Origin of the sequence: Streptomyces sp. KL116D, assembly GCF_030766975.1 — a bacterium.
Taxonomy (GTDB): domain Bacteria; phylum Actinomycetota; class Actinomycetes; order Streptomycetales; family Streptomycetaceae; genus Streptomyces; species Streptomyces longispororuber_A.
The window spans coordinates 1-24,698 of the sequence record NZ_JASERH010000057.1 but is presented as its reverse complement, the minus strand read 5'-3'; the positions used below and the strand labels follow the sequence as shown (position 1 = coordinate 24,698).

Sequence of the window (24,698 nt, the reverse complement as noted above, 5' to 3'; positions counted from 1 at the left end):
GGCCGAGCGACTGCGGCGGGTGGGTGCCGGGGTTCCACGATTTCCGACCGGAGCGACTTCGTCCCGGCGGTCGATCGCGCCTGGGCGCTCGTATGCTCCTTCGTCCAGACAGGGAGCTCGAAGATCTGGGCGAGTGGTCCGAGTTGTAACCGCACACGCATCACCAACCGAGACATCGTCTGAGTGCCGCCCGGCCGCAATCAGACGTCTGCGGTGCCGCCGTGCTCGTCGATCCAGGACTGCGGGATCAGAGCGCTGCCGTCGCGCCAGTTGTAGCGCACACGATCCTGGAACCACGCCTCCGGCAGGTTGGCGTGGTCACTGACGATGATCTGCAGACCGCCCCGCAGATCGGCGACCACATCCCGCATCAGCTCGAACAGACGCCGCACCGCCTCGCGGTCCGCGTCCAGCACCGCCGTGCCGGCCTCCTTGGCCGCAACGTCCGAGGGGTAGTACGGCTGGGTGGGCTGGTCGAGCATCAGCATCCGCGGCACCGGTCGTCGGTGCGCCACGAAGTACTGGTGCAGCGCCAGATGGGCCACCAGATGGTAGCCGACCCAGTTCTTGCCGCTGCCGATCCGCATCAGCTCGGCCACCCCCTCGTCGGAGTCTGTGGCGGGTGCTGTGGTTCGGTGGTAGGCGGGGTGTTGTGACCTGGTGTTTCTTTTCTGGATGGGGATTTGGGGCTCAGTCGGGTGTGTGGTGAGGGGCGAGGGCCGGGCCTGGCGGCGGTTGTTCGGTTTGGGTGTTCAGGGGTGTTGAGCAGGGCTTTCGTGTGTGTATGGGATTGATCTTGGGTTTGTTGTTGATCGGGGTGGCACACAGGGAGGTAGCGGTGTCGGGGGCTGATCAGGGATGTGCTCGGAGGTAGGTGGTCAGCGGGTCGTTGGTGCTGAGGGGAGAACCGGGCCAGGCCGAGTCGGTCACCGATCACGCCGATGGCGTCGTGAACGAGGCGTGTCTGGTGTGGGTGGGGAGGGTGGCCAGGGTGCGGGCGAGCGTGACGGTTTCGGGTAGGTCACCAGGTCGCGGGCTAGGAGCACGGTTGATGCGTTTCCTGCACGACCCAACTGCGGGTTGCTGGTGCCGAGTTGGTGGAGGCGGTGGTGCCATCGGTGGGTGAGGTGGTGTTGCTGGTTTGGTGCGCAGTCCGTCGGGTGGGGATGCGGTGCTCCGGCTCGTCGCGGACGGTCAGCGGAGCCTGGCCCTGGCGGAGCGTGAGGCGCTCACGGATGGATGACGCCTCGGCGGAGGCCGTAGAGGTCCTGGAACAGTGCCAGAAGGTGGCGGAAGTTCGCTCGATGGCCGAAGCCATTCAGCGTGAGGCGCAGCTCCGCGAGTGGGTCACCGACTGGAGACGGCGCTCGCCGACACCCTGATGAGGCTCAGCGGCACGAGGCCCGCGCAGCAGTACGCGGCCGAGGTCGTCGGGATCCAGGCACGCGCCCGCGGCAGCGTGCACCGGCTGGCGGCACTCGCCGACTGCGAGTTGCGGGCAGGCGCCGTTGACCAGGCGGCCGCGACGGCGGAGCGGATGCTCGACACCGTGCAGGGCATGGAGTCCCACCGCCTGCACGACCGGCTCTCGGAGTGCGCCGGAACCTCGCGGGCACCGGCAGCCGCTTTGTGCGCGCCATCGTCGGCCGGCTCGACGATCCCTTGCGGATCCGCTGTAGCTCCCTGTGGTCGGATGGGAGACGTACCCGATGGGAGGCGACAGCGTGTCTGTGTGGCGCAACCTCGGCGAGCGCACCGTGTGCGAGAACCGGTGGTGCACCGTGAACATGGCCGATGTGGAGTTGCCGGACGGGCGACACCTCGACCACACGGTGATGCCGGCTGCGCCCGGTCGCCGTGGCCACAGTCGTCAACGGCGCGAACGAGGTGCTGCTCCTGTGGCGGCACCGGTTCATCACCGGCGCATGGGGATATGAACTCCCGTCCGGCGGGACCGGGAGGGCGAGGATCCGCAGCCACGCAGCCGCGCGTGAGCTCGAGGAGGAGACGGGATGGCGGCGCGGGCCGATGCAGCTGCTCCTGGCCGTCGACCCCATGCCCGGTATCTCGACCTCGCACCACCGCGTGTACTGGTCGGACACGGCGCAGCAGGTCCGCGAGATCCCCGAGGATCATCACGAGATCGTCGCGCCGGGACTGGGTTCCGCTGACAAGATCCCGGACCTGATCACGCGCGGCGAGATCCGATCCGCGAACGCCGTCGCCGCACTGCTGATGCTGCACCAACTGCGCGTCGCCGCACGGCCGTAGACACAGCGAAAGGGCCCCACCGCCAATGCGGTGGGGCCACTTCATACCTACTGCCTGTGCTGCGGATCAAGAGCTGCGGCCACAGACGGCGTGCGCCCGGAGTCCGGGTTCGGCTGCTGCGGAGGGGCGGCACCGGTCCGGCGACACACGAGAGCGCCGGGATCATCCGGCGGGGCCTGTCAGCTGTACCCGGATGGACACGTTGTCGTGCTCGCGACAGGTAGCTGATGCAGCTTTGCATGTCCGAACTCCCTGCTGCCGTGGTGGAGACAGGCCGGGGCCCGCGCGGCTCTCGCACAGACGCGGGCCCCGGTCGTGCCAGGCAGACGCACCTTCGCCCGCAAGACGACCTGGAAGATCTCTTATCGGATGGGCGAGCGAGCAGGACAACGAGTCGGTCTCTGCCTGCCCCCGTTCCATGATCGGATACGGGGCAGGCTTTGGCACGTGGATCGTCGACGTGTGCGGCGCCCTGAATGGTCCGTAGAGCAGTGCCGTATGCCCTACCGCACCTCATTGTGCCCGGCATGGAGAAGGTGCAGCTCAGGGCGTCTGCTGGGGGTGTACCGGGTGTGCCGACAGCCCCTCACCCGCGCACTTCGGCCTGGGACACAGAAAGGGAAGGAAGGAAAGGAAGGAGCAGACGGCAGGACAGGAGCGGTGCGTGCGTGCTCGCGGTTCGCAGCCACGTTGTCCTCTCCTGCGCGTCGGCCAGGTCTGTGTGTTCGTGGCTGGAGAAGGCGGGACACGCGGAAAGGGCAGCGACCTGTGCGCAGAACCGCTGGTCCAGCCCCCTGTGCCTCAACAGGTTGCTGCGGCACGGCGTTTGCATCAGGCTGCAGTGCTCCGGCACGGCGGACAGAGTCTGTCCGAGGCGCGCGGATCGTGACACCCGCAGTTACGGCTTCGATACGGCTGACGCCGAAAGGGCCGCGGCGCGCGCTGTAGCTCCGATACCCAGAGGCATGTCGGCCCGTCAGAAAAGCAGGTTGGGAGGTCGTTTCGGTGTGGGCGTGCGGGTCACCGCAGGGAGGATGTCGGTGGTGGAGGTTCGCCGATGCCCTTGAGCAGCTGTACCAGCCGGATTTGTCTGTATTCCTTGCGACGTCAGGAGCGGGCTGTTGCTGATGATGAACATCAGCAACACGTCGGTGATTGAGTCCGGCTTGGCCCCGACCGCGCGCAGCTCGGAGTGGGCGATCGTCAGGTCTTCGTGCGGTCGCTTTTCGCCCGGCGACGGGAGGGGCAGCTTGATGGTGGGTCCGGCTGCGCATGCTTCCGATCGGATATGGATGGCCAGATGCTTGCATGCGAGGGTGAGCTTGGCGAGGTCCTGTGTAGGGGAGGGCAGAGCCAGTGAGCCTGGCGGGTCAGCTCTTCCAACGCCGCGGACAGAGCGTTCGCTCGCGCCTCATCTGATGTCTGTCGTGTCGCTTCGAGCAGCCGTCTGGCCGTCCGGTCGACGGCCCGAGGGTCAGGCTGATTCATCTCTCCTCGTCCTGCAGGCAACGGATGACGGCGGGCTGCGCGAACTGATTGCCAGAGCGCATGCGGCCGGAGGGGTGGGTGCGGCCGTAACCCTGGCTGCGTGGTGTCTGCGTAATCAGGTAGAGGGGAGCAGCGCGGTGATGGTGGAGCGGACGAGTTCGGCGGCCGACACCACACCTGGCAGGCCTCCGCACCGATCCAGCAGATTCCCCAGGACGTATCGAAGGGTCCGCGGGTCTTGACGGGCTCTGCTAAGCGAGGGGTGATCTGGTCGAGGTCGGCCAGCGCGGCGTCGATTACCGCGGCCCGGTCCGGGTGCTGACCGCGCAGATCCTGCAGTTGGGTCCGCAGTTGATCGACACTGCTGCGCGCATCCTGCACGGCCTTAGGGGCGATGTTGTTTGTCTGGGTCACGTTCTGGGAGAACGGTGCGCCTGGACGGGGCCGTTGATGGTGCCGGGATTGGAGATACCGAAGTTGGCGCCGGGCGGGTACGGGTTGGACGGAGAAGCACCGGACATGATCACTCCTGTCACTCAGGTGGACGGTCGCGCGCTGGCGGGCGCGTTGTTCATCGAAGGACTGTGGGAGAACGGTGCGGCCTGACCGGGCCGGACATGGTGCCGCCGTTCATCACTCCGAAGTTGTAGATGGCCGCGGACTGCTCGCGATAGGCGGCGATGTCGACGTTGTGGTTACGCAGGAAAATCTCAGTGGAGTCGAACACCCGGCGTTGCATCATCTGCACGTAGTAGCGGGCGTCGTCGTGCATGTGCATGTCCTCGATCGACCGCACGCTGTACACCTCGCGCAGACTCACCGGTCCCTTGCCTGGATCCAGTTCGGGGTTCGGCCGGCGCTTTCTGCGCACCAGCCGTTGCAGTCCGTCGATCATGTCGCCGACCGCATTCGCGCCCGCCCGGACGAGCCAGCGCGGCTTCGCTACCCGCGCGGCCGCGAGGCTGTCGACCGCGGGGTTCAACGGCGTCATCACATGCGGGCGCACCGTCACCCGCAAGAAGCCGCCCTGGTAGGCGACATGCACCAGAATAGCGACGATCAGTTCACCGTTCCACGCGGTCACTCTCGACCAGATGTAGCGCCGCGCCACTCTCTTCGGGCGGCGGCTTCGCCGTGCTGCTGGTGGCCAGCTCCCGCAACCGCTCCCACGTCTTGTCGTCGATTGCGTCCCACCGGTTGATGTGGATTCCTGCGATCCTGCGACCTGCATCCGCGGCTGCGGATGGTCGCGATGATGCTGCGGCGCGGGATCGTTCAACCGCTGTTCCACGTGCCGAGGTGCAGATCCACGGCCTCGAAGCGCTTCAGCTGCTTGCGGGCCACCGGCCGATTCTGCCGCTGTAGTGCCTCGAGCACGGCTCGCGCGACTTCCTGCATCTCCGCCTGCGCGTCCGGGCGCCCGGCGGGAATCCTGTTGCAGGGGCGTCCGCCTCGTCTTGCTCCTCTGGGGCCGGCTCCACGTCGATTCCGATGACCGCCTCCGCCATGCCTGCAGCCCCGCACCCACGAACCGATCCCGCGTACTTTCCAGATCCCGCACACGGTCATGCGAATACGGCAGAGCGGCGCCGCCGGCCGCACCGGCACCCCGGCGAGCACGCCCGCCAGCACGGCGCGTTGAGCTGCTGCTGCGCTACCACTCGATCACCCAGGAACAGCGCCCACACGCCAACCAGTGCCGCCACCAGCGCCCACCACGGCTCGACCGCACCCAGCCCCGCTGAGATGGCCGCCACACCCGCCACCGCAACGATGCCGCTGATCCTGCGGCGGCGCCTGGCAAGCGCCCGGTCGACGGCACTCAGCACCGGAGCTTGGTCGAACGCGTAGACCGGCAGCGGTCGCTTCGCCTTCTTGATCCGCTGGCGCACCCACAACGCGTAGTCATCGCCCAGTACCACCGCCGGTGCCCCCGGGGGCCCGGACTGCTCAACCGGCGCGGCAGGAAGCGGGAGCAGCCACCGCAGCCAGTGCCGAACCTTCGACTTCAGCAGCTTCCAGGCCTTCTTGACCTCGTCTTGCAGGAAGGCGACCCAGTCCGCGGCGCACGAACGCGGCCGCGCTCAGCTTCCGCGTGATCTGCTCGGTATAGGCACCGTGCATGACCAGCGGGCCCTCGCCCACCGTTCCCACGGGCGCAGCCGGCGCCGAGAAGAACGCATGATGCTCCGTGTACGACAACAGGCCCCCAAGCCTCCATCGGCACCGCGCACAGCCCCAACGCATATGCACCACACCGAAGAAGGCATCGTGCCGCCGCCCCGCGAAACCAGCCAGACGACAAATCGCAATAGGCCGGGCACCCACCCACTGCGTCCCAAAGTTGGCCGAAACGCAGACCGCGCCACCTCCGCCGCCGGACGAAAACACGACCTCCGCTCAATGGCGGACCCATCCTCTAGCGGGATGCGCATGCTCGGGGAACAACAAGACCACACCTACTCTGTGTCTCCCGAGGCGCGGGCGGCGAGAGCGGACGACGGCCAAGGAGCGCCGGCCGACTCGACGAGGTGACGATCTGCTCGTCGACTTGCCCGGCCCGCGCGGGACGTTCTGAAGGCGAACGGTTTCTCTGGCTGGCGGGGCGGGCGATGCCGGACGGTCAGGCTGATTGAGTGGCCGCACGCCAGGCTGAGGCTACCGCCTTCCTGCGTTGGCGTCTGTGGCGCACGTCCGCCGCGGTGCGCCGTCGTCGATTCCTCATGTTCTAGTGTTGGTAATGGGATGCGTGAGACTAGCGAGGTGCTTAACGGTCTCCTCTTTGCGTTCACTCCGTGGTTGGTCCTGCTCGTGATGGCTCTGTTCCTCGTTCCTGGGCCGGTTCAGCGCTGGGGAGCGGCGTCCCTAGAACGCTTGCAGCGATGGCGTGCCGACTCGGGGGTGCGGCGAGCTGCTCCGCTTCTGGCGCAGTTGATGCTGCTGCCACCGCAAATACAGGACCGAGTCGGCGGCCACGGATTGGCACCGGGGTGCGTCGCGCGCTGGTGGCGTGCCCGGTCTCTGGCCGGGCCATTCAAAATCATCCGGTTTGTGCTGCTGCTTTAGTGTTGTGGACATATTGATGACATGGCCGACTGGGAAAACTTGCGGCTGAGCGCGGATCCTGGACCACATCCTGGCGTGGTGCAGGTGCTGCTCAGCGACTTCGTGGCTGTGCCGATGTCGGTGCGCCACTTGCACTTTCCGCGGTCACCAGGGGGACAGAGGTTCTCATCTGGGCCCTGATATTCATCGCCGAGGTGCGGTTGATCAAGCGCATGAACCTGACCAGCTCCGGCAGAGGCGCGACACTCGCGGCCTACGACCTGGAGGGCCTTACCAGGTACGCAGATGCGAGACAGTGCCCGCCTGGAGGATCGACGCGCGCTGGCCGGTTGTGGCCCTGCTGACGGTCACGCCGTCCAGTGCGCCACAGTTCTGCGACGCTGGGAACAAACCCAACCGGACTGCCAAATCCCGCGCGTCTCTGTCCAGCCGGTCGAGCGAGTCAGTTGGAGAGCCCACCGCACCCGCCGAGCCAGAGCCAGACGACACAACGAACGGCAGTTCAAAGCCCACGCCTCCCTGTAGGTCGGCGCTCTACGACAAGCCGAAGCACGACAGGACTCCCAGCCAGACCGCGCGCTGGAAGACCTCAGCTGTGATGCTCTTGATCATCGCTGAACGCTACGCTGAAGGCCGTATTGACGACCTTCTCGACGCAGATCACCTCGCAGGCGTGACTCCGGCAGTACCGAGAGAACGTCTGCGGGGGATCATGGTGGCTCACGGTCGTCATGGTGATGGCCGGCGCAGCGTTCCTTGGCTTGCCCGACGCGGCTCTCATCCCTCTGCTGCCGGTCGTGGTCATCCTCGTCGCGGTCGTCGTCAACCGCGGACGGATGCCGAGCGCAGGGACAGCTCACGGATCTGATCATCCCCAGATGAGGCGGAAGACGTCGAGGAGTAGCACCCCTGTCCTGGAGTTGCCCCAGTAGCTACCGCTCGCCCCAGAGGACATGTCCCGCCCCTGTGCGGCTGGCCCCCGGCGACGGGCCCGCGCACGCGGCGGCGAGATTTACACGACGACTGGACCCGGGCCCGTCGTCGAGGTCGCAGCCGGGACCACCAGGCACTCCGTCGCCGGGGTGCTCCGCACGCGTGACGGAAGCCTCCCGCCAGAGCAAGGTCCCCGGCAAACCACGGCGGGAGCGTCACGCGATCAGAGGGCTACGTACGGGCCCTCGTCCCCCAACGCAGCCGCTATGGGCTTCTGTTGGCTGCGCGTCTCGCGGACGGCGAAGGTGCGCTAATTTCTCGCTGCATGGAAGACATCTCTCGACTTCGTCAGGCTGTTCTCAAGCTGGCTTGAGCAGGCACGTGACCTGCCCTCCATACCCCTCGAGGCCATCACCGATGTAGCACTATCAACGCAGCCAGGGTTTGAAGCCTTGAGTAACGCGGTCGTCCATGCTGCACCGAAGTCTGAGCATCGCGACCTGTACGGCAAGGTCGACGGTGACTGGATGCCCCGATGGTCGACGCTCCTGGGGCATCGGGGCTGGGTGACGCAACCCGTCTGGTCGCCCAAAGAGCGACTGTGCCAGTGGAAGAGATAGCGGACAGCTTCGTCGCTTTTTGTACAGCACCCGCGCCAGCCATGGAGAACTGGCTGCTGCTGAACGGCGACTTCCCAAAGGCACGCGAATCCCGCTGGGCCCCTACACCCTGGAAACCTTACCGCCGAGGAGCTGAGGCAACTGGGCCCCTTGCCTCGCCCTCCATGCCCTTCGCCCGGGCGAGCTCGACTTCCGTCTCCTGGACGGCGCACCGTTCGTTCACGCCCCCGATCCGAACCGCGCGTCGAACCGTAGCGGCGCACCATGGTTCGACTTCTCCGGCCCACGGCCGGAAGCCCGGCATTGGAGGGCACTACTGCCGTTGATCCTGTGGGATGACAATCTGCTGCATATCGATGCGGTATTCGACGTCGAGCGAGGACGCAACTTCGGCCTGCAGCCCAACCATGTGCCCACCACTATCAAGATCTACGAAGACCGCCACGGCGGGCACGAAGAAGTTGAGGAACGAGATCAGGGAAGGTTCCGCGTCACTCCGGCGGAACTCCCGCAGTTGCAGGCTTTCTGCACCGCCGTGACGGCAAAGATCGACACTGTCATGGACGGTACCGCCAGCAGCCGAAGCCTGCCCAAGAAGCGTGCCCGGCGTCTGGAACGAGCCGCGCGCCACCTGCTGCAGGCATACCAGCGTACCTACACGGACGACGGGGTGTGGGAGCAAGAGGCCGACGAGCTTCACCTGGACTACGTCATCGCGCTCGAAGCCCTCATGGCCAGTCCCAACGACAAGAAGGAGGGCATCAGCGAGAGGATCCGCTCCCGTGCAGCCGCCCTATTCCTCACCCCGTCAGAGCGCGAGCGTGTCGAGAAGAGGGTGCAGGAGGCGTACAGCGCGCGCTCCAGATACGTACATGGAGACGTGCTCAAGGACCAAGACGAAACGACAAGGCTTGCAGACCTGCGCAACCTCAGGCTGCTCGTGCGGCAGGTCGTATTGCGCTGGCTCGTTCTCACTCCCCACGACACGGAAGACCTCGCGCCTCGCCTCGATGCCGCAGCCGACGGCACCAGCCGCGAACGCATCATTGACGAGCCTCTACGAGCCTTCTTTGAGGAGACGCCGTCGCGGAACGTCACTCGGGTCTGAGGCAGCGCCTTGCCAATCTCTTACGGCTCCGGCAAGCGCAACGGACCCCGCCTCTACGCGCGGAGTCAGGTGGCTGGTGCAGTGGGCGGCGGGGCGGAGTCATCCAGACAAGGCCACTGTGCTTGCCCGCAGATCACTGATTGTTCAGGCCGTGTTTGAGATCTGCCGTGTCCCTGTTGCCCAGGGGTTCGTTGAATCATCTGTGAGCGGTGTTGGGGGTGGGTATCCGTCGGACCTGACGGATGAGCAGTGGGTGCTGGTAGAGCCGTTGCTCCCGCGGGCGCGGGTGGGGCCGAAGGGCGGTCGGCGGGAGAAGCATCCGCGACGGCGGATCGTGGATGCGATCTTCTATGTGGTGCGGATGGGGTGTGCCTGGCGGCAGCTGCCGAAGGACTTCGCGCCCTGGCCGACGGGGTTCTGGTACTTCACGTGGTGGCACGACGACGGCACCGTCGAGCGCATCCACGATGCCCTGCGTGGCAAGGTCCGTGAAGCCGACGGCCGTGACGCGGAGCCGAGCGCGGGGCTGATCGACTCGCAGTCCGTTCGCACCGCCGACACAGTCCGCGCCTCCACCAGGGGCTTCGATGCGGGCAAGAGAGTCAAGGGTCGCAAGAGGTTCATCGTCACCGACACTCTCGGCCTGCTCTTGGCCGTTCACGTCGTCGCGGCGAGCGTTCAAGACCGCGACGGTGGGAAGCGGCGCTTTGCTGTGGACCAGACTCGACCACCCGAGCGTCAAGAAGGTCTGGGCCGACCAGGGCTTCGCCGGCCGCTTGGTCGCGTGGGTCGCGCAGATCCTCGGCCGCGATCTGGAGATCGTCCACAAGACCCCTGACCAGCGCGGTTTCCAGGTCCAGCCCAAGCGGTGGGCGGTAGAGCGCACCTTCTCGTGGCTTACCGCCCACCGGCGCCTCGCCCGGACCACGAGACCAGCCCGGCCCACTCCGAGACGATGATTCGATGGGCCATGATCGGCGTCACGCGTCGCCGCCCTACCCTCGGCCGACCGGCAGCGATCAGGCTCACGATCGCTCCCTGCGCCGAGGCCCACGGGCTCAACCGCGGTGCGGCCGAAGGCTCGCCGCTCACTTCATGAACGCAATCACCAGCGGGTCCGACTCCGGCGCAACGTAGTCGTATGTCGGGGAGTCGACGTGGCAGTGATCGCTGGCACCCGCCTCGGAGGCGAAACTCTCAAGGTTGTCAGCGAGGAGGTCGAGGCTGCCCGTCCTCCCTTGATCCTCAGGACCTGAGCTTCCGTGACGATCGAAACGGTGGCCGGCTCCGGATCCTCCCGAAACGCGATCTCCGACAGCGACCTCTCGTAGGGAGAGGGGCGCGGATTCTCCGAAAGATCACAGCCTCCACCCTTCCCCCGAAGCGAGCTGACCGAACGCCAGCAGTCCTTGACGCGTCCCGGAGAGCTCGAGCTCTTTCGTTTCCCCGCTGTACAGAACCTGCAACATCACATCCCCTCAGCCCTCCGATCGTACCGATCGCCAAGAGGATCGCCCCGCAGGCCCTTCCGCCGCAATCGGATCTGCGGCTCTGCGGCAGATCTCAAACGCGGTCTCAGAGCCTGGTCAATTGTCGCGGCTCGCAACTAATCTTGCCGAGTGGAGCAAGAGTTGCACAAAGCCGGACGCCGAAGCGCCGGTCACGAGCCGAGAGCGGACGCAGTGCGCATTCTGCTGCTCATCGATGGTGCCAGCGAATCTGTCAGCGATGCTGTGCGTGACGATCCCGGTCTTGTGGACGCTGTGGGAGTTGTCCGAACGCAGGTGCGGTTGCAGAAGCTGGACTTCTGGCTGCGCAATCCCGACTACCTCGCAGATGAGCTGCTGACGGAGTACGAGCAGAGCGGTGAAGAGCGCGTTGTTGTCGCTGGCCGCGACGATTCTGGACTCGAGGAGCCCGAAGTGCGGCGCTACCCGATGCTGCGTCACCACTTCGGGGCGTACGAGCCGCTGGACAACGCGCTAGCGGTGCTGCGCAGTGCCGGCCTGGTGGCCCGGCGGCGCCGGGGCACGGTCAGCCGGGTCCGTCAACATGACTACTTCCTTCTGGAAGCCGGCCGTAGCGTCGCCCGTGAAGTGCTGCAGCAGGCTCCGGTGTTCCGCTACTACGTCGAGCGTGTTGAGCTCGTCGTCGCGCTGGCGGATGGGCTGGGGGAAGCCAGCTGAAGCAGCGGCAGTATTTGCAGCGCGAGTACGCCGAGGCCGCCCGGGCGAGCGGATCGGCTCGGTCAGCGCTCGGGCGCGGGAACGCCTGGCGCGGTTGCGTATGCAGCGCAGGACGGGATAGGGGTGGGGAACCATGGGCGGGGATGACGTGCTGCTGGAGAGACGGATCGCCGAGCGCTGCGGCCGTGAGCGTTGAGGATGTGCGCGATGCTTTCGCCGCTCACGGCGTTCCCCTGGTGACGCCGCCGGCCCGGTCGCGCACTCTGCGGCTGCACCGGCTGCGTGTCGCAGGCCAGCGAACGGGATCGGTTTACCCAGGGGCCCTTCGGCACGCTGCTGCCGTTCTCCGAAGGCCTGACCGCTCGTCGCGTCCAACCTGCAGCAAGACCTCGGTGCTGGAGCTCGTGACGTGGTGCCTGCGCGGTTCCCCGCGGGACCTGCTGCCCGAAACGCACTGGCTGCGCGAAGTTGATCTCGATGTCGACATAGCCGGGCAGGTGGTCGGGATCCGGCTGGACCTGACCGACGGAGAGATCACTCAGCGGTCGTCCTGACCGGTCCCGATATCGGGTTCCTGGAGGTGGTGCGTGCTCCGGATGCAGGCCGCGGGATCGTGCCCCTTCTGCGGGCATCCAGCTCGGCAAGTTACGCAGAGCAGATGCAGGCGCTGATGATGGACCGCCTGGATCTGCATCCGCTGGTCAACAGCTACAAACAGACCGGCACTCAGACACGCACGGCTGGCCGGTGTACTTCGGAGCTGTCTACCTACCGGCCGGCCGGACAAGGCCTTGCTGGGCGAGCACACGATGAACGGCTTGGCGGGCCGACTGTTACAGGTCTTCTTGGATTTGCCTTCTGCGGCCGCGCTCACGCGCGTCAAGACTGCTGGCGACGTGCTCGCGGCCAGGCACAAGGCGGCCCAGGCAGCGGATGCGGAGGCGCGGACAAACGGGACTCAGAGCGCAGCAGTATTGCCGAGGATCTGGAGCGGGCTCAGGAGCGTCTGGCTGCCGTCTCACGTACCGAGGACAGTTGGGAGTCGCTGCCCGAGGTTGCCTCTCAAGTGGTACAGCTGGCACGCGATATCGCGGACTCACGGAGACGTGGGACGAGCTGATGCAGGTCCACCGACGGACCCGGCTGCAGCGTCAGCACGACACAAAACTCGTCAACGACGTCACCGAGAGCGCCACCGCCCGCCAGCTTTTCCACGGCCTGGACCCCACCGCGTGTCCGCGCTGCGATCAGGCGATCGCCGCAGACCGCAGACGCCAGGAGCGCGAGGCCCACTCCTGTGCGGTGTGCTCGCGGCCGGTGACGGGCGATGACCACTCGCCGAAAGAGGTAATCGACGAGGCCAAGCAGCGGCTGCGGATCAGCACCGCGGCCGAGCAGACGGCCAGGAGGCGCTGGAAGCGTCAGAAGCAGACCTGCACGGGCTGTCGCGCCAACTCACACGGGCCCAGGCACGGTTGCGACGTGCAGAATCCGCGGCGCAGGCGCCAGCCCGTCTCAGCGCACGTGAGGAGGTACTGCGGCTGGAGGGCGCGCTCAGCGTCTTCCCGGAGCTGCCTGCGTTGGTCATCGACGCAGACGAGTCGAAGGCACTGAAGATCTTCAAGGCAGCAGCCAAAGTTCTGGAGAAAGACCACGAGGCAGCGGCCCAGACGCTGTTCGACGATCTGAATCGGGAGATCGCACATCTCGGCCGCCAATTCGGCATCGACGGACTGGAGTCGGTAAAGATCAACCGTGCCGCCCATCTGGACGTCACCAAGGGCGGGGGACGCACCAAGCCCTTCGGATCCCAGAGCCCAGGGGAACGGCTGCGACTGCGGATCGCGGTAGTCATCGCCCTGCTGCGAGTGGGCGCCCAACACGCTGTGTCTACCCACCCCGGGCTGCTGCTGATCGACAGCCCGAAGGCAGAAGAGGTCCAGGACCTCGACATCCGCCGACTGCTGCGCGAGCTCGCCGAATTGGCGTCAAAGAACCATCTGCAGGTATTGATCACCACCAGGGACTTCGACCTCGTGCACGACGTGCTGCCAGACGAGAACATCATCGAGGCCCGCGACGGCAAGCCTTTGTGGTGAGCGATCCACACCGGCGCAAGGGAGATGAAGCATGACGCAACTCGCCGAGCGCCTCGGCGACCTAGCCGCAGCCGGACGGGCGTCCATCACCTTTGAGGACCTCGGCTTGCCGGCCCAGACGCTGCACGAGCAGGTGCAAACTGTCGCTGCTGGTCCACTGGCCCCTCGCTTCTGGCCGAAGCGGTCGCCCACGCCTGCGACGTCGCGGACACCGCCTGGACCCAGGCCGCTGCCGCCTTTCCCATTGGGCTGGCACAGCAGAGCAGTGTCCTGGCCCTCACCTCCTCTCTGGAGACGCTGCTGGGCAGTATCGCCACCGTGAAGTCGCTGGCCAAATCACTGAACGGGGCCCTTCTGGACGGTCTCACCGAACAGGTCGACCGCGGCCCGCTGCTGGCCGCCGCACGGCTGGAAGGAGCGGTCAGGCTCGCCGCCTGCGAGGCGGTCCGCCCCTACCAGGTATGGGAAGTCCTGGAAGAACTCCCCGCACAGGGCCCCGAAGACTTCCTCGAGCGCCTACCTCGCATCCTGGGCGTGGCCCTGGACTGCTGGTCACACCAAGAAGCCCGCGTTTCAGCTGCTGCAGGACTTGTCCGTCGACGAGGCGGCCGATGTCGACGCGCTGTTCGAGCTGGGATGCGACCGCCTGCGCACCGCACTGGCCGCCACCGACCTCAAGGAGGTGAGCCGCCAGATCGTCGAAGCCCGCTCACTCTTCGCGGCCGCCGAGGCCGCCGAGGAGCCCGCGATGACGCTGCCGCCTACCTCGCCGTATGCGATGGACTCCTGGGCTTCACCGCACACGACGCCGCCCGAGTGACACACGCCGCCAGCCGCCTCGCACAGGCACTGGAACGGCACCGCGCATGGCTGCACGGCGCCACCAGCCGGCCTGGCTCCAGCCCAGGCGGAGCGCCGAGGTCGCCTGGTCCCAGCTCCTGATCCAGCTCCGGGCTGCGGCCGACCGATTCGCCGCCGATGTATGGATGGACTCCTGGCAGGCCGTGGACGCAGTCCTCGGCGCCTACCGCGCCGCCCGCACCATCCAACCGCTCGGAGACGGACGTGACACGCCCGGTCTGGCCGTCCTGAGTGGAGCCGGTCGTCGAGGTGATGGCTTCCTGCGCAAAGAAATGTTCCTCAGCGCTCTACGGCACGCCGCCGCCCGCCCGCAGGACTTCCCCGGCACCGACTTCGACACAGTCACCGCGGCTGCGATCCTCGCCCGCCTCGACGCGCCCGCGAGACCCGCAGCCCCTCCGGCGGTGACTCAAGCTGACACAGACGACGCGAAGACCCGACCCCGCGGGCCGCAGACGAACGATCTCTCACCGCATCGCCCCGACCAGCTGGCTCTGCCGCCCAGCCCAGACGAAACAAGCCCTGCACCTAGCTGAGCTTCCCGACGCTACCCTCGCCGCGGTCGAGGGCATTGCTACGACAGCGACCTCGCGCGCCTCGAAAGCCGACGACGCCGTCATCATGCCCCTGCTCGACAGCTTCCTGGAACACCTCTCTCAGCATGAGCGGTTCACCGGACACATCCGGCAGACCTTCAGCACTCTGCTCACCCAGACCCTGCTGTTCCTCAAGTCACGGACCGACCTGGAACGCACACACATCTTCGGCACCGGAAGAAGGACGACCCTCCTACGACTACCGCCGCAAACCAGAGAAAGGCCAGCGAGAAGCCAGCGAAGCCGATCTACAACGCGATTTCTACCAGTGCGCTACTCCAGGGACCCCTGCACAACGTCGTCCAGGTCGAGACGAACAACGTCGGCATGGGACGCGGCGATGTCATGGTCCACTTCGGCCCCCTGCGCTACCTCACCGAGATAAAGCAAGACGGCGACAACAACAGCCGCTCCCACATCGAAGGCAAATACCTCACGCAGGAAGCCGAGTACACCAACACCAACGCACCCTTCGGCCAGCTCCTCGTCCTCGACCTCACACCGAAGACCACCAGCAGCGGCACCTACGCATCAACGAACTCGCCTGGCTCGCCACCCACCGCCCCCGCAGAGCTACCGTCGACCGCCGCGTTCTGGCCGGCATCGTCACCGGCAACCGCATAACCCCTCCGCCTACTCCCGCTGACCCAGCAGGATATGGCGGCGCAATGCCTCCCGGCCTGCTGCGACTGCCAGGACTGGCCCTGGGGCATCCATGATGGATACCTCAAACCGATCGCGCGGGTACCGCGAGATCCCTTACTGTCCAGGTATGGCGCGATCGTGCGTACTCTGCGGCGGAACCCCACTCACCAACGAGCACGTCTTCCCTCGGTGGATGGCGGAGGGCTTTCCGGTCGAAGCGCGCACCGAGCAGGCCCTCATGGTCTCGTACACCGAGGGGCCGAGCGCCGCCGCACGGGACGAATGTTCACCACGACGGTCAAGTCCGTGTGCGCGCAGTGCAACAGCGGCTGGATGTGCGATCTCGAAGGGGCCGTGAAGCCGACCCTCCTCGCCATGGTCAAAGGCGAGCTGGTGAGCAATCCCTCCAGGAAACAAGAGATGCTGGCGACCTGGACCCTCAAAACCTCTCTCATGTGCCAGCTCATGCAAGCCAAGACCGTCCAAAACCTTCCTGCATCGCTCTACACGGACCTCTTCCGGGACCGGCGCCCCAGCGAACAGATGCGAGTCTTCACCGCTTTCATGCCGCCGCTCCAGTACCTGAATGGAGAGAGCAATCGAATACAGGTCCATCCTCGAGGCGACGTTCACCACACCGGACAGTCGGCACCACAAGATCTGGGCCACCGTCGTGACCTTGCGCATCGGTTGGGCGGTGCTGCGGCTCATAAGTGTTCGTCCTGATGGCTACGCATACGAGATCGAACTGGCCGACTTCGCACCTCATGTGAAGCAGCTGTGGCCCGCGCAGCCTGCACCGTCTCCTGGCCGCCGAGCATCCTCAGGTCGATCGGCGACCTGGACCAGCTCGCCGACCCCTTGAGGTCTCCCAAGATCGCAATCTAAGACGAAGCCGGTGATCTGCTTGAGGCTGGATAAGCTCGGCCAAGCAGGCAACGTCCGCCGTCTGCGGCTGCTCCGGCGTTACGACGCGGCCAGCTCCAGCACTTCCGGATCGCGCAGCGGCGAAGGCCGCCGGCAGACGGACGCTGGCGGTGAAGCTCTAGCGGCCGGGCAGGGTCAGGTTGCGATGCTTGAGCCGGAAAAGCCGGGCGACGTCTCGTCGCGGATCTCGTGTCCCTCTGCCTTTAGCTCGGCGACGACGGCGTCGATGCAGCGGGTCATTCAGAGCATGATGATGTTGAGGACCAAGCAGAGCGCGCCGAGCTAGTCCTCCGTGCCAACCTTGACGCTGACGGTTTCGGAGCAATGCGAAAGAAAGCCCTCCTTGGTGGCGTCCTCTGCATGGCACCATGCGGTCATGACGGAAGATCAGGAGTCTTCGGAGAAGCCGGAGAAGCGGGAACCCGTTGATCTCTCTCGCTTCTACGCGTCAGCGTTCAAGCCACTCACCGAGCTCTACACCAACGGGACATCAGCAAGCAGCTTTCCGACGTTGCTGCGGTGCGGCTGAACATCCCCGAGTCACCTTTGTTCCGCTGGGCGTGCGCGCGAATCCGGTCGCCGAGAGATGCTGGGCGGCAGCTGGCAGATCTCACTGGACTTCAACGCATCGATCCGAAGAAAGGCATGCCATGGAGCCGCTGAACCAGTTCTACAGGGATCAGTGGCAAGGCATCTTCCGTCGCTTGCCGAACTCAGAGATCAGGTCTTCCCAGAGAACCTCCGGACGCTGCTCCGCCACTCAAGTTGCTGGAGCCGCCTGCTAATCGACGGAGGCGTCGCTCATGTGGGTGCGGCTCCAAAGACCAGTGCGTGCTCTGCTCGAGCGCACCTGACGCTGCGGCTCCTTGTTCCGGCCGCGCCGTCCATCCGGTGTTCGGACCCGCGTGGAGCATCAATCTGATGGTGAGATTCACCCGCTCGCGGTGGTTCATTGACCGAGACCATCGCTCACGAAATCCGGCAGCTGCTGCGCTATCCGCTCACCAGCGCATGCCGAGCACATCCAGTCCTCCGTCGGTCGTCGGTGAGTTTGTGGGACTCGCCTGCGTACGTTCGCGAGCCACATGCCCAGCGCGACGGGCACGCCCTCCCCGTCGCGTTCCGCCCCAGCGCGCCGCCGCAGGCTAACTCTCAGCGTGGTACGAACTCCATGTGCTTGCGGGGTGGGTCCCCGGCCCAGATCCGGAAGGCCGGCCAGCATCGGCTGGTCACGTTGCTGCGGCCGCCAGGCGGCAGGATGGCGAGCGGCTGGTCGAGAAATCTTCGCCGCGTTGGACGAGCGAGACCGTCACCGTTCCAGGCACCGAGGCGGCCGCTCTGATCGTCCCGAGCCTGGCCGAATCCTTGGCCGCCGTCCTTGACCAGCGGAAACTCTTGGCTGGGCGGATCGAGGAGCTGCTGGAGCCTCACCCTTCTTTCAAAGTCCTGACGTCGATGCCGGGAGTCGGCGTCGGACCGGAGCCCGGATCCGATCGAGGTCGGCGACGGCAGCGCGTTCCCGACCGCAGACGGGATGATGGGGCAGGCGAGAGCCTGTCTGGTTGCCCGCACGTCAGTATGATCAGTGTTTGCCATGGGGGTGCGATGCGGAGTGCAGAGTGGGGCGGCGAGGGCAGAAGTACGCGCTGATCTCGGACGAGGACGACAGCGACTTCTGGGGTTTGTGTACGAGGCCGACGGGTTGTTCACGCCGCTGTCGGATCAGGGCGACAGGGTTCGCGAGTGCGGCTCGTGGGTTGCCGTCCGCAGGGCGGCCTGCACTGAAGAGCGTGGGCCATGTCGGCGGTCGTCGTGCCGTGGTGGGGAGCGCCTCGTTCGAGCTCCTCGACCGTGACGGAGCCACCATGGCGTCCGACTTCGTCCACGAGGTCCGTGTCATCGATGTCGAGCCATCCGCTCTCGACGCCGGCCTCGTCGACCTCACGGTGACGCTGTGGTGCGATGACGCTCTGGCTGGACAGGAGCAGATATGGGATCTGATCCGCACGGGTCAACTGAATCGCCCCGGCATGTGGCGCGCACTCGCGCCCGAGGACAGACGAGCGTGGCTGTCGGTGGCGCTGTGGTCCCATGAGTACCAGCGCCGGGGAAGCCGAGCTGCTCCTGCAGGCAGGTGTTCACCTGGATGGCCGGCACATCGTTGACAGGGATACTTTCTGCTGTGCGATCGGTGAGGCCATTAACGGACCTGGTGGGTACTTCGGCTGGAACCTCGATGCCCTGGACGACTGCTTGTGTGGCGGCTGGGGCGCCACCACTCCGTTCACTTTGCACTGGGATTCCATCGACCGAGACGAGGGCGCGTTTGGTTGATCCCGTGCGGGTTGGTGATCGCGAGGTTGCGCTGTTCGACCTGCTCGTGGAGAGTCTTTGGGGAACGGGGCGTGAGTGTCATTCTTCGATGACAGCTTGTTGCATGACGGGCGTTGTTAGGTTTTTCAGTGATGTGACGTCATGGGTTTCACTGCCGTCGCCCCAGCCCTCACCGTCGCGCCGCAAGAAGGCTGGACGAGAGCAGCAGCCGGCGGACACTATCTGACCCGTCAGCGGCACCCACCACTACTGGTCCTGGACCGCACGAGAAGACATGCAGGGCTGCCCTCAACCTCTCGGCCACCGCAGCCGCTAACCTTCCCTGGAGACACAACCCCCACCACGCACAAGCCATATGACGACACGTCAACTACGCCCCCCTTGGCCGTGCGAATCTAGAGTAGGGATGTCACCAGGGGTCTGCGGTGGATGCCACCAGGAGTGGCTGTGTCGGTCTGGCCTGTGATACGGCGGGTGGTGTCATCGAGGTGAGGCGTTGCTGGTGACGTGGGGACGAGTATGTGCTGGTCGGTGGGGCGCAGTGAGCGGTGATCGGCTTGGTCAGGTGGCGTCGGTGTAGGCGAGGTGGTGGCCGCAGATGGTGCATTGGAAGAGCATGGCGCTGGCACCGTGACCGAGGCTGCGTAGGAATTCCTCGAGGTGCTGGGCGTTGTGCCAGCCGCCCATGCGTAGGTCGGTGCGGAGCTGGTCGAGGGCTTCGGGATGTTGGGTGAGTTCGGTGTAGCCGACTTCACCGATGAACGCGGCGGCATCGTGGCAGTGGACGAGCCAGTGGGGGTCTTGCCACGCGGAGAAGGAGGGTGTGCGGCGGGTGACTTCCTGCAGCACCTCAAACGACACGCCATCGAGCCCGTACGCGTCGACGAACTCGGCGTCGAACCGTTCGGCCGCGGTACCGTCGGCGATGCACCACGGGCAGATCCGGCCTGGTACCTCCTGTTCGGAGAGCAAACCCAAGGTGTAGATCCAGCCGCGTGCTTGCCCGCAACACGCGCACACCTCACCGCTCGCCGCGATCGCCCCGGTGGCGACGGGATCCGGGTGATACCGGAAAGACGGCAACGGCCGGCTCACTGCCGGACCCCTTCGAGGTAGAGGGCGGCGAGGCGGGGGAGGCGTCGGCGCATCTCGTCCGCGTTGTCGAAGTCGAAGTCTTCGCCCATGTCATGGTCTTGGTCATTCCTCACGCCATGGGTGGCGCGGTAGTGGTCGAGGGCGGGATAGAAGCTGTCTCTGTCGCTGGTGAGGTGCTCCCAGGCGACTGCGGTGACGTAGCTCATCTCTTCGTAGAACAGGGCCTCTTCGATGCCCGTGGCGAGCGCTTGCTGGATGGCGGGGTGCTCGGCGAGATCATCGGGGCAGTCGACGACGCGTTCGTACCAGGTGCGGCCCAGGGCGATGAGACCTGCTTTGAAGTCCATGAACGAATCGTCTGAGCAGCCGCCGCCGATGAGATAGCCGGCTGCCCACACGTCCCACCGGTCGATCGCCGTATCCAGCTGGTCCATGCAGACCTCGAAGGCCAGGACATGCTCCTCACCTTGCGGGGCCAGCAGATCGGTCAGTGTTTCGTGCAGCGGCGCATCGGCCGCGTGGGCGGTATCGATGAGCTGCCAGAACGTGTCCGTGTCCATGGCGGATGACTGTGCCACAAGCCACTGACAGCCCTGTGGGGGGTCGTACCACTGCGTGCAGATCGATGTCAGGGCAATGCGGTTCGATGAACTCGAAGATCGCGTTGGCCAGTTCGACCCGGGTCTTCCACCGCCTGCGGCTGAGCAGCTCGGTCTGCATCGAGGACCAGAACGACTCCATCATCGCGTTGTCCAGGCCGTCCCCGACGGTGCCGAACGACGGCAGGAGGCCGGCGGAGCGGATCCGTTCCCCGAAGACCCAGGAGGTGAACTGGGTGCCGTGATCGGCGTGAACGATCCCGCCCGGCTCCGGGCGGCGGTTGCGGATGGCCATGACGAGCGCGTTGACGACGAGGGTGGAGTCCTGCCGTGAGTCGATGGACCAGCCCACGATCCTGCGGCTGAACGCGTCCAGGACCGCCGCGCAGCAGACCCACCCTTCCCTGGTGCGGTGCTGCGTGATGTCGGTGACCCACAGCTCGTCGGGACGCAGCCGGTGGAACTTGCGGTTGACCAGGTCGTCGGCGGTGACGGTGCCACGCAGCCGCTTGATGCGTGCCGGTCCGGGCAGGCCGTGGATCCCGGCCTGCGTCATCAGCACTGACACGGTCCTGGAGCAGACCCGGATGCCCATGCCCAGGGTGAGTTCGGCGTGGATGCGGCGGTAGCCGTAGGTGCCGCGGGAGGCGACGTGGACCTCCCGGATCAGCCCGGTCAGCCAGTCCCGCCGCAGCTGCCGCGGGGTGGTCGGTATGTGCTTGTGCTTGTAGTAGTTCTGCCGGGCGACGCCAAGGATCCGGCAGCACCTGTCGACCGGTGCCCCGGCCTCGACGAGTCGGTCGATCACCGGGTAGAGCCTTTTGAGCGGGGCTTGTCCTCGCCGAGGAACGTCGCCGCCTGCCGGACAATGGCCAGTTCGGTTTCCAGCTCACGAATCCGCCGGCGAGCGGCCCGCAACTCGGCAGACTCGCTCGACGGTGTGCCCGGTCGCCGCCCGTTGTCGATGTCGTCCTGCCGCAACCACTTCGACAACGTGACGGGATGGATGCCGAGCTCGGCCACGGTCTGTTTGACCTGCTTGCCGGCGCGGACCAGCGCGATGGCGCGTGCCCGGAACTCTGGCGGATAGGGCCGAGGCATGACTGCCAGCCTTCCGTGAAGGACTGTCAGATACCCACCAGAACCGGAACCCGGGACCTGGGGCAGGTCAACCTGTCACCCAAGGCTGCATCAGACCCCACCGAGTTCGCGAAGGTGCGCGGGAAATCGCGCCGGTCCACATCGCCTCCCGCAGCGGCAGCAGAGCATGGATCGGGTCGACGCTGAGGGACAAGCCCATGCTGTCACCCTCTGGGCCCGCAGCGGCAGCGACTCGAGGTAGACGTCCGCGACGGTCAGGATCCGGCCCAGTCTTCCCGACAGCGCAAGGACCAGCCCGTCCGCAGCGCTTGGTCGTCCGGCTTGGTGTCGGGTTAGCTCAGTGCGGAGCGGACCGCGTCCGCGACGTCGGGTCGGTGCTCGAGTTCGGTTTGGATCTCTGCCAGTGTCTGGGCGGCCAGGGCTTGTCGCCAGGCGTCTTCCGCGCGGACCATGGCGACCTTGACCGGGCATGCCTCCGAGGGCGGGGGTGTGAGCTCGCCGACTCGTCCGCAGCAGCGGATCTCTGTGCACTGGAACGGTCGGACGTCACCCTCGATGGCTTCGACGACGTCGAGGAGGGTGATGTCCTGGAGGGCTCTGGCCAGGCGGAACCCGCCGCGGGCCCCGGGCAGGGACGTCAGCAATCCCGCCTTGACCAAAAGCTGCAGCTGCTTGTTCAGGTAGGTGGCCGACAGTCCGTGCACCGCAGCCAGCTGTCCGCTGCCCACCGGACCGCCGCCCGTCATGTGCAGGTTCAGCAGGGTGTGGAGGGCCCATTCGACGCCCTTACTCATACGCATGATCTGGACATTGTATGTCCTGGACGCGGCGGCGAGCCGACCCCACCCAATCCTTGACATCCTTTATCCAGGATATTTAGTATCCAGAATCATGGGGTCCGCGAACCCGGACCTCAACCTCCCCGAACAGGACACAGCACATGACACACATCCTCGTGATCGGCGGCGGATTCGCCGGCGTCTGGAGCGCCGCCGGAGCCGTACGCGCCGCCCGCGCAGCAGGCCAGGCCGGCAACGACATCCACGTCACCCTGGCCAGCCCCGCGGACGACCTCGTGATCAGACCACGGCTGTACGAAGACAACCCCGAAAGCATGCGCCTGCCCCTGGACCGGATCCTCGGCCCCATCGGGGTACGCCGGCTGACCGCGACCGTCACCGACATCGACACCGAAGCCCACACCGCCCGCGCCGTGACCCGCCTCGGCGAACAGCAGGACCTGTCCTACGACAAGCTCGTCCTGGCGACCGGCAGCCGTCTCGTACACGCCCCGTTCCCCGGCGCGCAACACCTCTTCGACGTCGACACCCTCCCCGCGGCAGCAGCGCTCGACCACCACCTGCACCGCCTACCGCAACGCGGCACGCACACCGGACGCCACACCGTGGTCGTCGTCGGCGCCGGCTTCACCGGGCTCGAGGTCGCCACAGCCATGGGAGAACGCCTTCACCGCATCGCCGATCCCCACGGCATGAGCGACGAGGTACGCGTCGTGATCGTCGACCGCGCCGACACCCTCGGCCCCGAACTCGGACCCGGTCCCCGCCCCTACATCGAGTCCGTCGTCGGCGCCCTGGGCGTCGAGCAGCGACTCGGCCGCACCGTGGAATCAGTGACACCCGACCAGGTGGTCCTCTCAGACGCAGAGGTGATCCCCACCGCCACGGTGATATGGACCGGCGGCACCGTCGCCAGCCCGCTGACCGCGCAGATCCCCGGAGAACACGATCGCCTCGGCCGCCTCGCGGTGGACACGCACCTACGCGTCACCGGCGTACCCGACGTCTACGCGGCCGGCGACACAGCTGCCGCGCAGACAGAAGATGCCCACTCCTCCATGCAGAGCTGTCAACACGCCCAGCCCATGGGCAAGTTCGCTGGCCACAACGTCGTGGCCGACATCCTCGGGAACGACCCACTGCCTTTCGAACCCGACCCCTACACCACCTGCCTGGACCTCGGACCAGGGCACGCAGTGGAGACCCGAGGCTGGGACCGCATCATCGACCTGACCGGGCAGGAAGCAAAAACCCGCAAGAGGAACATCAACGCGCGATGGATATACCCCACCGTCGACGACCCCCAGGCCATCCTGGCCCACGCCGGACGCTTCGCCAACGGCGCCAACAAGCAGACACCGCACGCCGCGTAGCAGACATAGACGCATAGGTGATGGGCGCCGTGGGCTTTCCAGTGGTGTGACGTCACGGGTTTCACTGCTGGGCCGTGGGGTGCGGGCTGGGGTTTCGGATGTGGGGGAGTGTTACCGCTGTCGTCTACGTGGTGAAGTCCACCGTCGTTTCCCGGTGTTGTTGTGATGCCGCCGCTGTAGCGGGGCGGACTGCTGTCCGTGTCGCCACAAAAGCCATCGTGGGGATCGCCATCACACCCCATCAGCCGGGCCGGGACGCGGTACTGGCCGCACTGCGGGCGGGGATCAGCCGCACTACACCCTACGGGCCGCTCGGTAGCCTGCCGACCCGAGTGCGAGCCTTGGAGACACAACCTCCCTCACACACAAGCTATATGACGGCACATCAACTACGCCCCGGCGCCGGCCGAGCAAGCATAGCCACAGACACGCCGTGAGACCATAATTCATCTGGACACAGAAAATGACGCACACGAAATTCGACAGAGACGTTCCCTGCAGTCAAACCCGACAGCAGGGCGCACCCTGACCAGTCACGGTCCAGCAAGCCGGACCCCCACCCGACAGCTGCGCTTTTAGTGGGTCCACGCGGAGCG

At 66.1% G+C, this 24,698-nt stretch carries 22 protein-coding genes and 2 pseudogenes; 15 read left to right on the top strand and 9 right to left on the bottom strand.

All coding sequences use genetic code 11. The features are described from left to right. Positions 1 to 200: 200 nt before the first annotated feature. Positions 201 to 677 (bottom strand): DUF3732 domain-containing protein, encoded by a 477-nt coding sequence (locus RBJ77_RS22080; protein WP_372346881.1) that lies wholly within the window; start codon positions 675 to 677, stop codon positions 201 to 203. 1,032 nt (positions 678 to 1,709) lie between these two features. Here RBJ77_RS22080 and RBJ77_RS22075 point away from each other — a divergent pair. Together RBJ77_RS22075 and RBJ77_RS22070 are read left to right on the top strand one after the other, a co-directional pair. Beyond that, positions 1,710 to 2,271 (top strand): annotated as a pseudogene (locus RBJ77_RS22075) (NUDIX hydrolase). 1,803 nt (positions 2,272 to 4,074) lie between these two features. Beyond that, positions 4,075 to 4,365 carry a hypothetical protein gene (locus tag RBJ77_RS22070; RefSeq protein ID WP_372346614.1) on the top strand — a complete coding sequence of 97 codons (291 nt, stop codon included), beginning with the start codon at positions 4,075 to 4,077 and terminating at the stop codon, positions 4,363 to 4,365. On the opposite strand, the gene RBJ77_RS22065 is transcribed toward RBJ77_RS22070, so the two are convergent. The 4 genes from RBJ77_RS22065 to RBJ77_RS22050 all read right to left on the bottom strand — a co-directional run bounded on the left by RBJ77_RS22065 (position 4,331) and on the right by RBJ77_RS22050 (position 5,961). Continuing rightward, the gene (locus RBJ77_RS22065; RefSeq protein WP_372346613.1) at positions 4,331 to 4,843 is read right to left on the bottom strand and encodes a hypothetical protein; all 513 of its coding nucleotides are present in this window, start codon (positions 4,841 to 4,843) and stop codon (positions 4,331 to 4,333) included. The genes RBJ77_RS22070 and RBJ77_RS22065 overlap by 35 nt on opposite strands. Before the next feature lie 191 nt (positions 4,844 to 5,034). Next, the gene (locus RBJ77_RS22060) at positions 5,035 to 5,157 is read right to left on the bottom strand and encodes a hypothetical protein (protein WP_372346612.1); all 123 of its coding nucleotides are present in this window, start codon (positions 5,155 to 5,157) and stop codon (positions 5,035 to 5,037) included. 167 nt (positions 5,158 to 5,324) lie between these two features. Next, a complete protein-coding gene (locus tag RBJ77_RS22055) occupies positions 5,325 to 5,651 on the bottom strand; it encodes a hypothetical protein (protein WP_372346611.1) in 327 nt (108 codons plus the stop codon). 58 nt (positions 5,652 to 5,709) lie between these two features. After that, positions 5,710 to 5,961, bottom strand: coding sequence for a hypothetical protein (locus tag RBJ77_RS22050; RefSeq protein ID WP_372346610.1), 252 nt, complete (start codon positions 5,959 to 5,961; stop codon positions 5,710 to 5,712). A gap of 2,739 nt (positions 5,962 to 8,700) precedes the next feature. On the opposite strand from RBJ77_RS22050, the gene RBJ77_RS22045 reads away from it, so the two are divergent. From RBJ77_RS22045 to RBJ77_RS21990, 12 genes are all read left to right on the top strand, one after another. Beyond that, positions 8,701 to 9,486 (top strand): hypothetical protein, encoded by a 786-nt coding sequence (locus tag RBJ77_RS22045; RefSeq protein WP_372346609.1) that lies wholly within the window; start codon positions 8,701 to 8,703, stop codon positions 9,484 to 9,486. After that, complete coding sequence (locus RBJ77_RS22040) at positions 9,389 to 10,324, top strand: IS5 family transposase (protein WP_372346608.1); 936 nt, start codon at positions 9,389 to 9,391, stop codon at positions 10,322 to 10,324. The genes RBJ77_RS22045 and RBJ77_RS22040 overlap by 98 nt, the downstream gene beginning before the upstream one ends. Then, on the top strand, positions 10,263 to 10,445 hold the full coding sequence (locus tag RBJ77_RS22035; protein ID WP_372346607.1) for a hypothetical protein: 183 nt from the start codon (positions 10,263 to 10,265) through the stop codon (positions 10,443 to 10,445). The genes RBJ77_RS22040 and RBJ77_RS22035 overlap by 62 nt, the downstream gene beginning before the upstream one ends. 723 nt (positions 10,446 to 11,168) lie before the next feature. Beyond that, positions 11,169 to 11,672 carry a hypothetical protein gene (locus RBJ77_RS22030; RefSeq protein WP_372346606.1) on the top strand — a complete coding sequence of 168 codons (504 nt, stop codon included), beginning with the start codon at positions 11,169 to 11,171 and terminating at the stop codon, positions 11,670 to 11,672. 392 nt (positions 11,673 to 12,064) lie between these two features. Continuing rightward, positions 12,065 to 12,226: a hypothetical protein gene (locus RBJ77_RS22025; RefSeq protein WP_372346605.1), complete on the top strand. Its 162-nt coding sequence runs from the start codon at positions 12,065 to 12,067 to the stop codon at positions 12,224 to 12,226. Positions 12,227 to 13,252: 1,026 nt separating this feature from the next. Further along, on the top strand, positions 13,253 to 13,771 hold the full coding sequence (locus tag RBJ77_RS22020; RefSeq protein WP_372346604.1) for a hypothetical protein: 519 nt from the start codon (positions 13,253 to 13,255) through the stop codon (positions 13,769 to 13,771). A gap of 589 nt (positions 13,772 to 14,360) precedes the next feature. Next, on the top strand, positions 14,361 to 14,591 hold the full coding sequence (locus RBJ77_RS22015; RefSeq protein ID WP_372346603.1) for a hypothetical protein: 231 nt from the start codon (positions 14,361 to 14,363) through the stop codon (positions 14,589 to 14,591). A 964-nt stretch (positions 14,592 to 15,555) separates the two neighbouring features. Next, positions 15,556 to 15,852 (top strand): hypothetical protein, encoded by a 297-nt coding sequence (locus tag RBJ77_RS22010; protein WP_372346602.1) that lies wholly within the window; start codon positions 15,556 to 15,558, stop codon positions 15,850 to 15,852. 303 nt (positions 15,853 to 16,155) lie between these two features. Next, positions 16,156 to 16,599 carry a hypothetical protein gene (locus RBJ77_RS22005; protein WP_372346601.1) on the top strand — a complete coding sequence of 148 codons (444 nt, stop codon included), beginning with the start codon at positions 16,156 to 16,158 and terminating at the stop codon, positions 16,597 to 16,599. 577 nt (positions 16,600 to 17,176) lie between these two features. Next, positions 17,177 to 17,329, top strand: a complete 153-nt coding sequence (locus RBJ77_RS22000) for a hypothetical protein (protein ID WP_372346600.1) — start codon at positions 17,177 to 17,179, stop codon at positions 17,327 to 17,329. 1,336 nt (positions 17,330 to 18,665) lie between these two features. After that, positions 18,666 to 18,965 carry a hypothetical protein gene (locus RBJ77_RS21995; RefSeq protein WP_372346894.1) on the top strand — a complete coding sequence of 100 codons (300 nt, stop codon included), beginning with the start codon at positions 18,666 to 18,668 and terminating at the stop codon, positions 18,963 to 18,965. Further along, a complete protein-coding gene (locus RBJ77_RS21990) occupies positions 18,892 to 19,134 on the top strand; it encodes a barstar family protein (protein ID WP_372346599.1) in 243 nt (80 codons plus the stop codon). The genes RBJ77_RS21995 and RBJ77_RS21990 overlap by 74 nt, the downstream gene beginning before the upstream one ends. Positions 19,135 to 19,695: 561 nt before the next feature. Here RBJ77_RS21990 and RBJ77_RS21985 read toward each other — a convergent pair. The 4 genes and pseudogenes from RBJ77_RS21985 to RBJ77_RS21970 form a co-directional block, all read right to left on the bottom strand. Then, a complete protein-coding gene (locus RBJ77_RS21985) occupies positions 19,696 to 20,229 on the bottom strand; it encodes a CbrC family protein (protein WP_372346598.1) in 534 nt (177 codons plus the stop codon). Then, on the bottom strand, positions 20,226 to 20,789 hold the full coding sequence (locus RBJ77_RS21980; protein ID WP_372346597.1) for a DUF4240 domain-containing protein: 564 nt from the start codon (positions 20,787 to 20,789) through the stop codon (positions 20,226 to 20,228). The genes RBJ77_RS21985 and RBJ77_RS21980 overlap by 4 nt, the downstream gene beginning before the upstream one ends. 82 nt (positions 20,790 to 20,871) lie before the next feature. Continuing rightward, positions 20,872 to 21,929: pseudogene (locus tag RBJ77_RS21975) on the bottom strand (IS3 family transposase); the annotation flags it as partial. A 332-nt stretch (positions 21,930 to 22,261) separates the two neighbouring features. After that, on the bottom strand, positions 22,262 to 22,729 hold the full coding sequence (locus RBJ77_RS21970; RefSeq protein WP_372346596.1) for an Rrf2 family transcriptional regulator: 468 nt from the start codon (positions 22,727 to 22,729) through the stop codon (positions 22,262 to 22,264). Between the two features lie 140 nt (positions 22,730 to 22,869). On the opposite strand from RBJ77_RS21970, the gene RBJ77_RS21965 reads away from it, so the two are divergent. Then, on the top strand, positions 22,870 to 24,102 hold the full coding sequence (locus tag RBJ77_RS21965) for an NAD(P)/FAD-dependent oxidoreductase (protein WP_372346595.1): 1,233 nt from the start codon (positions 22,870 to 22,872) through the stop codon (positions 24,100 to 24,102). The last annotated feature ends 596 nt before the right edge of the window (positions 24,103 to 24,698 follow it).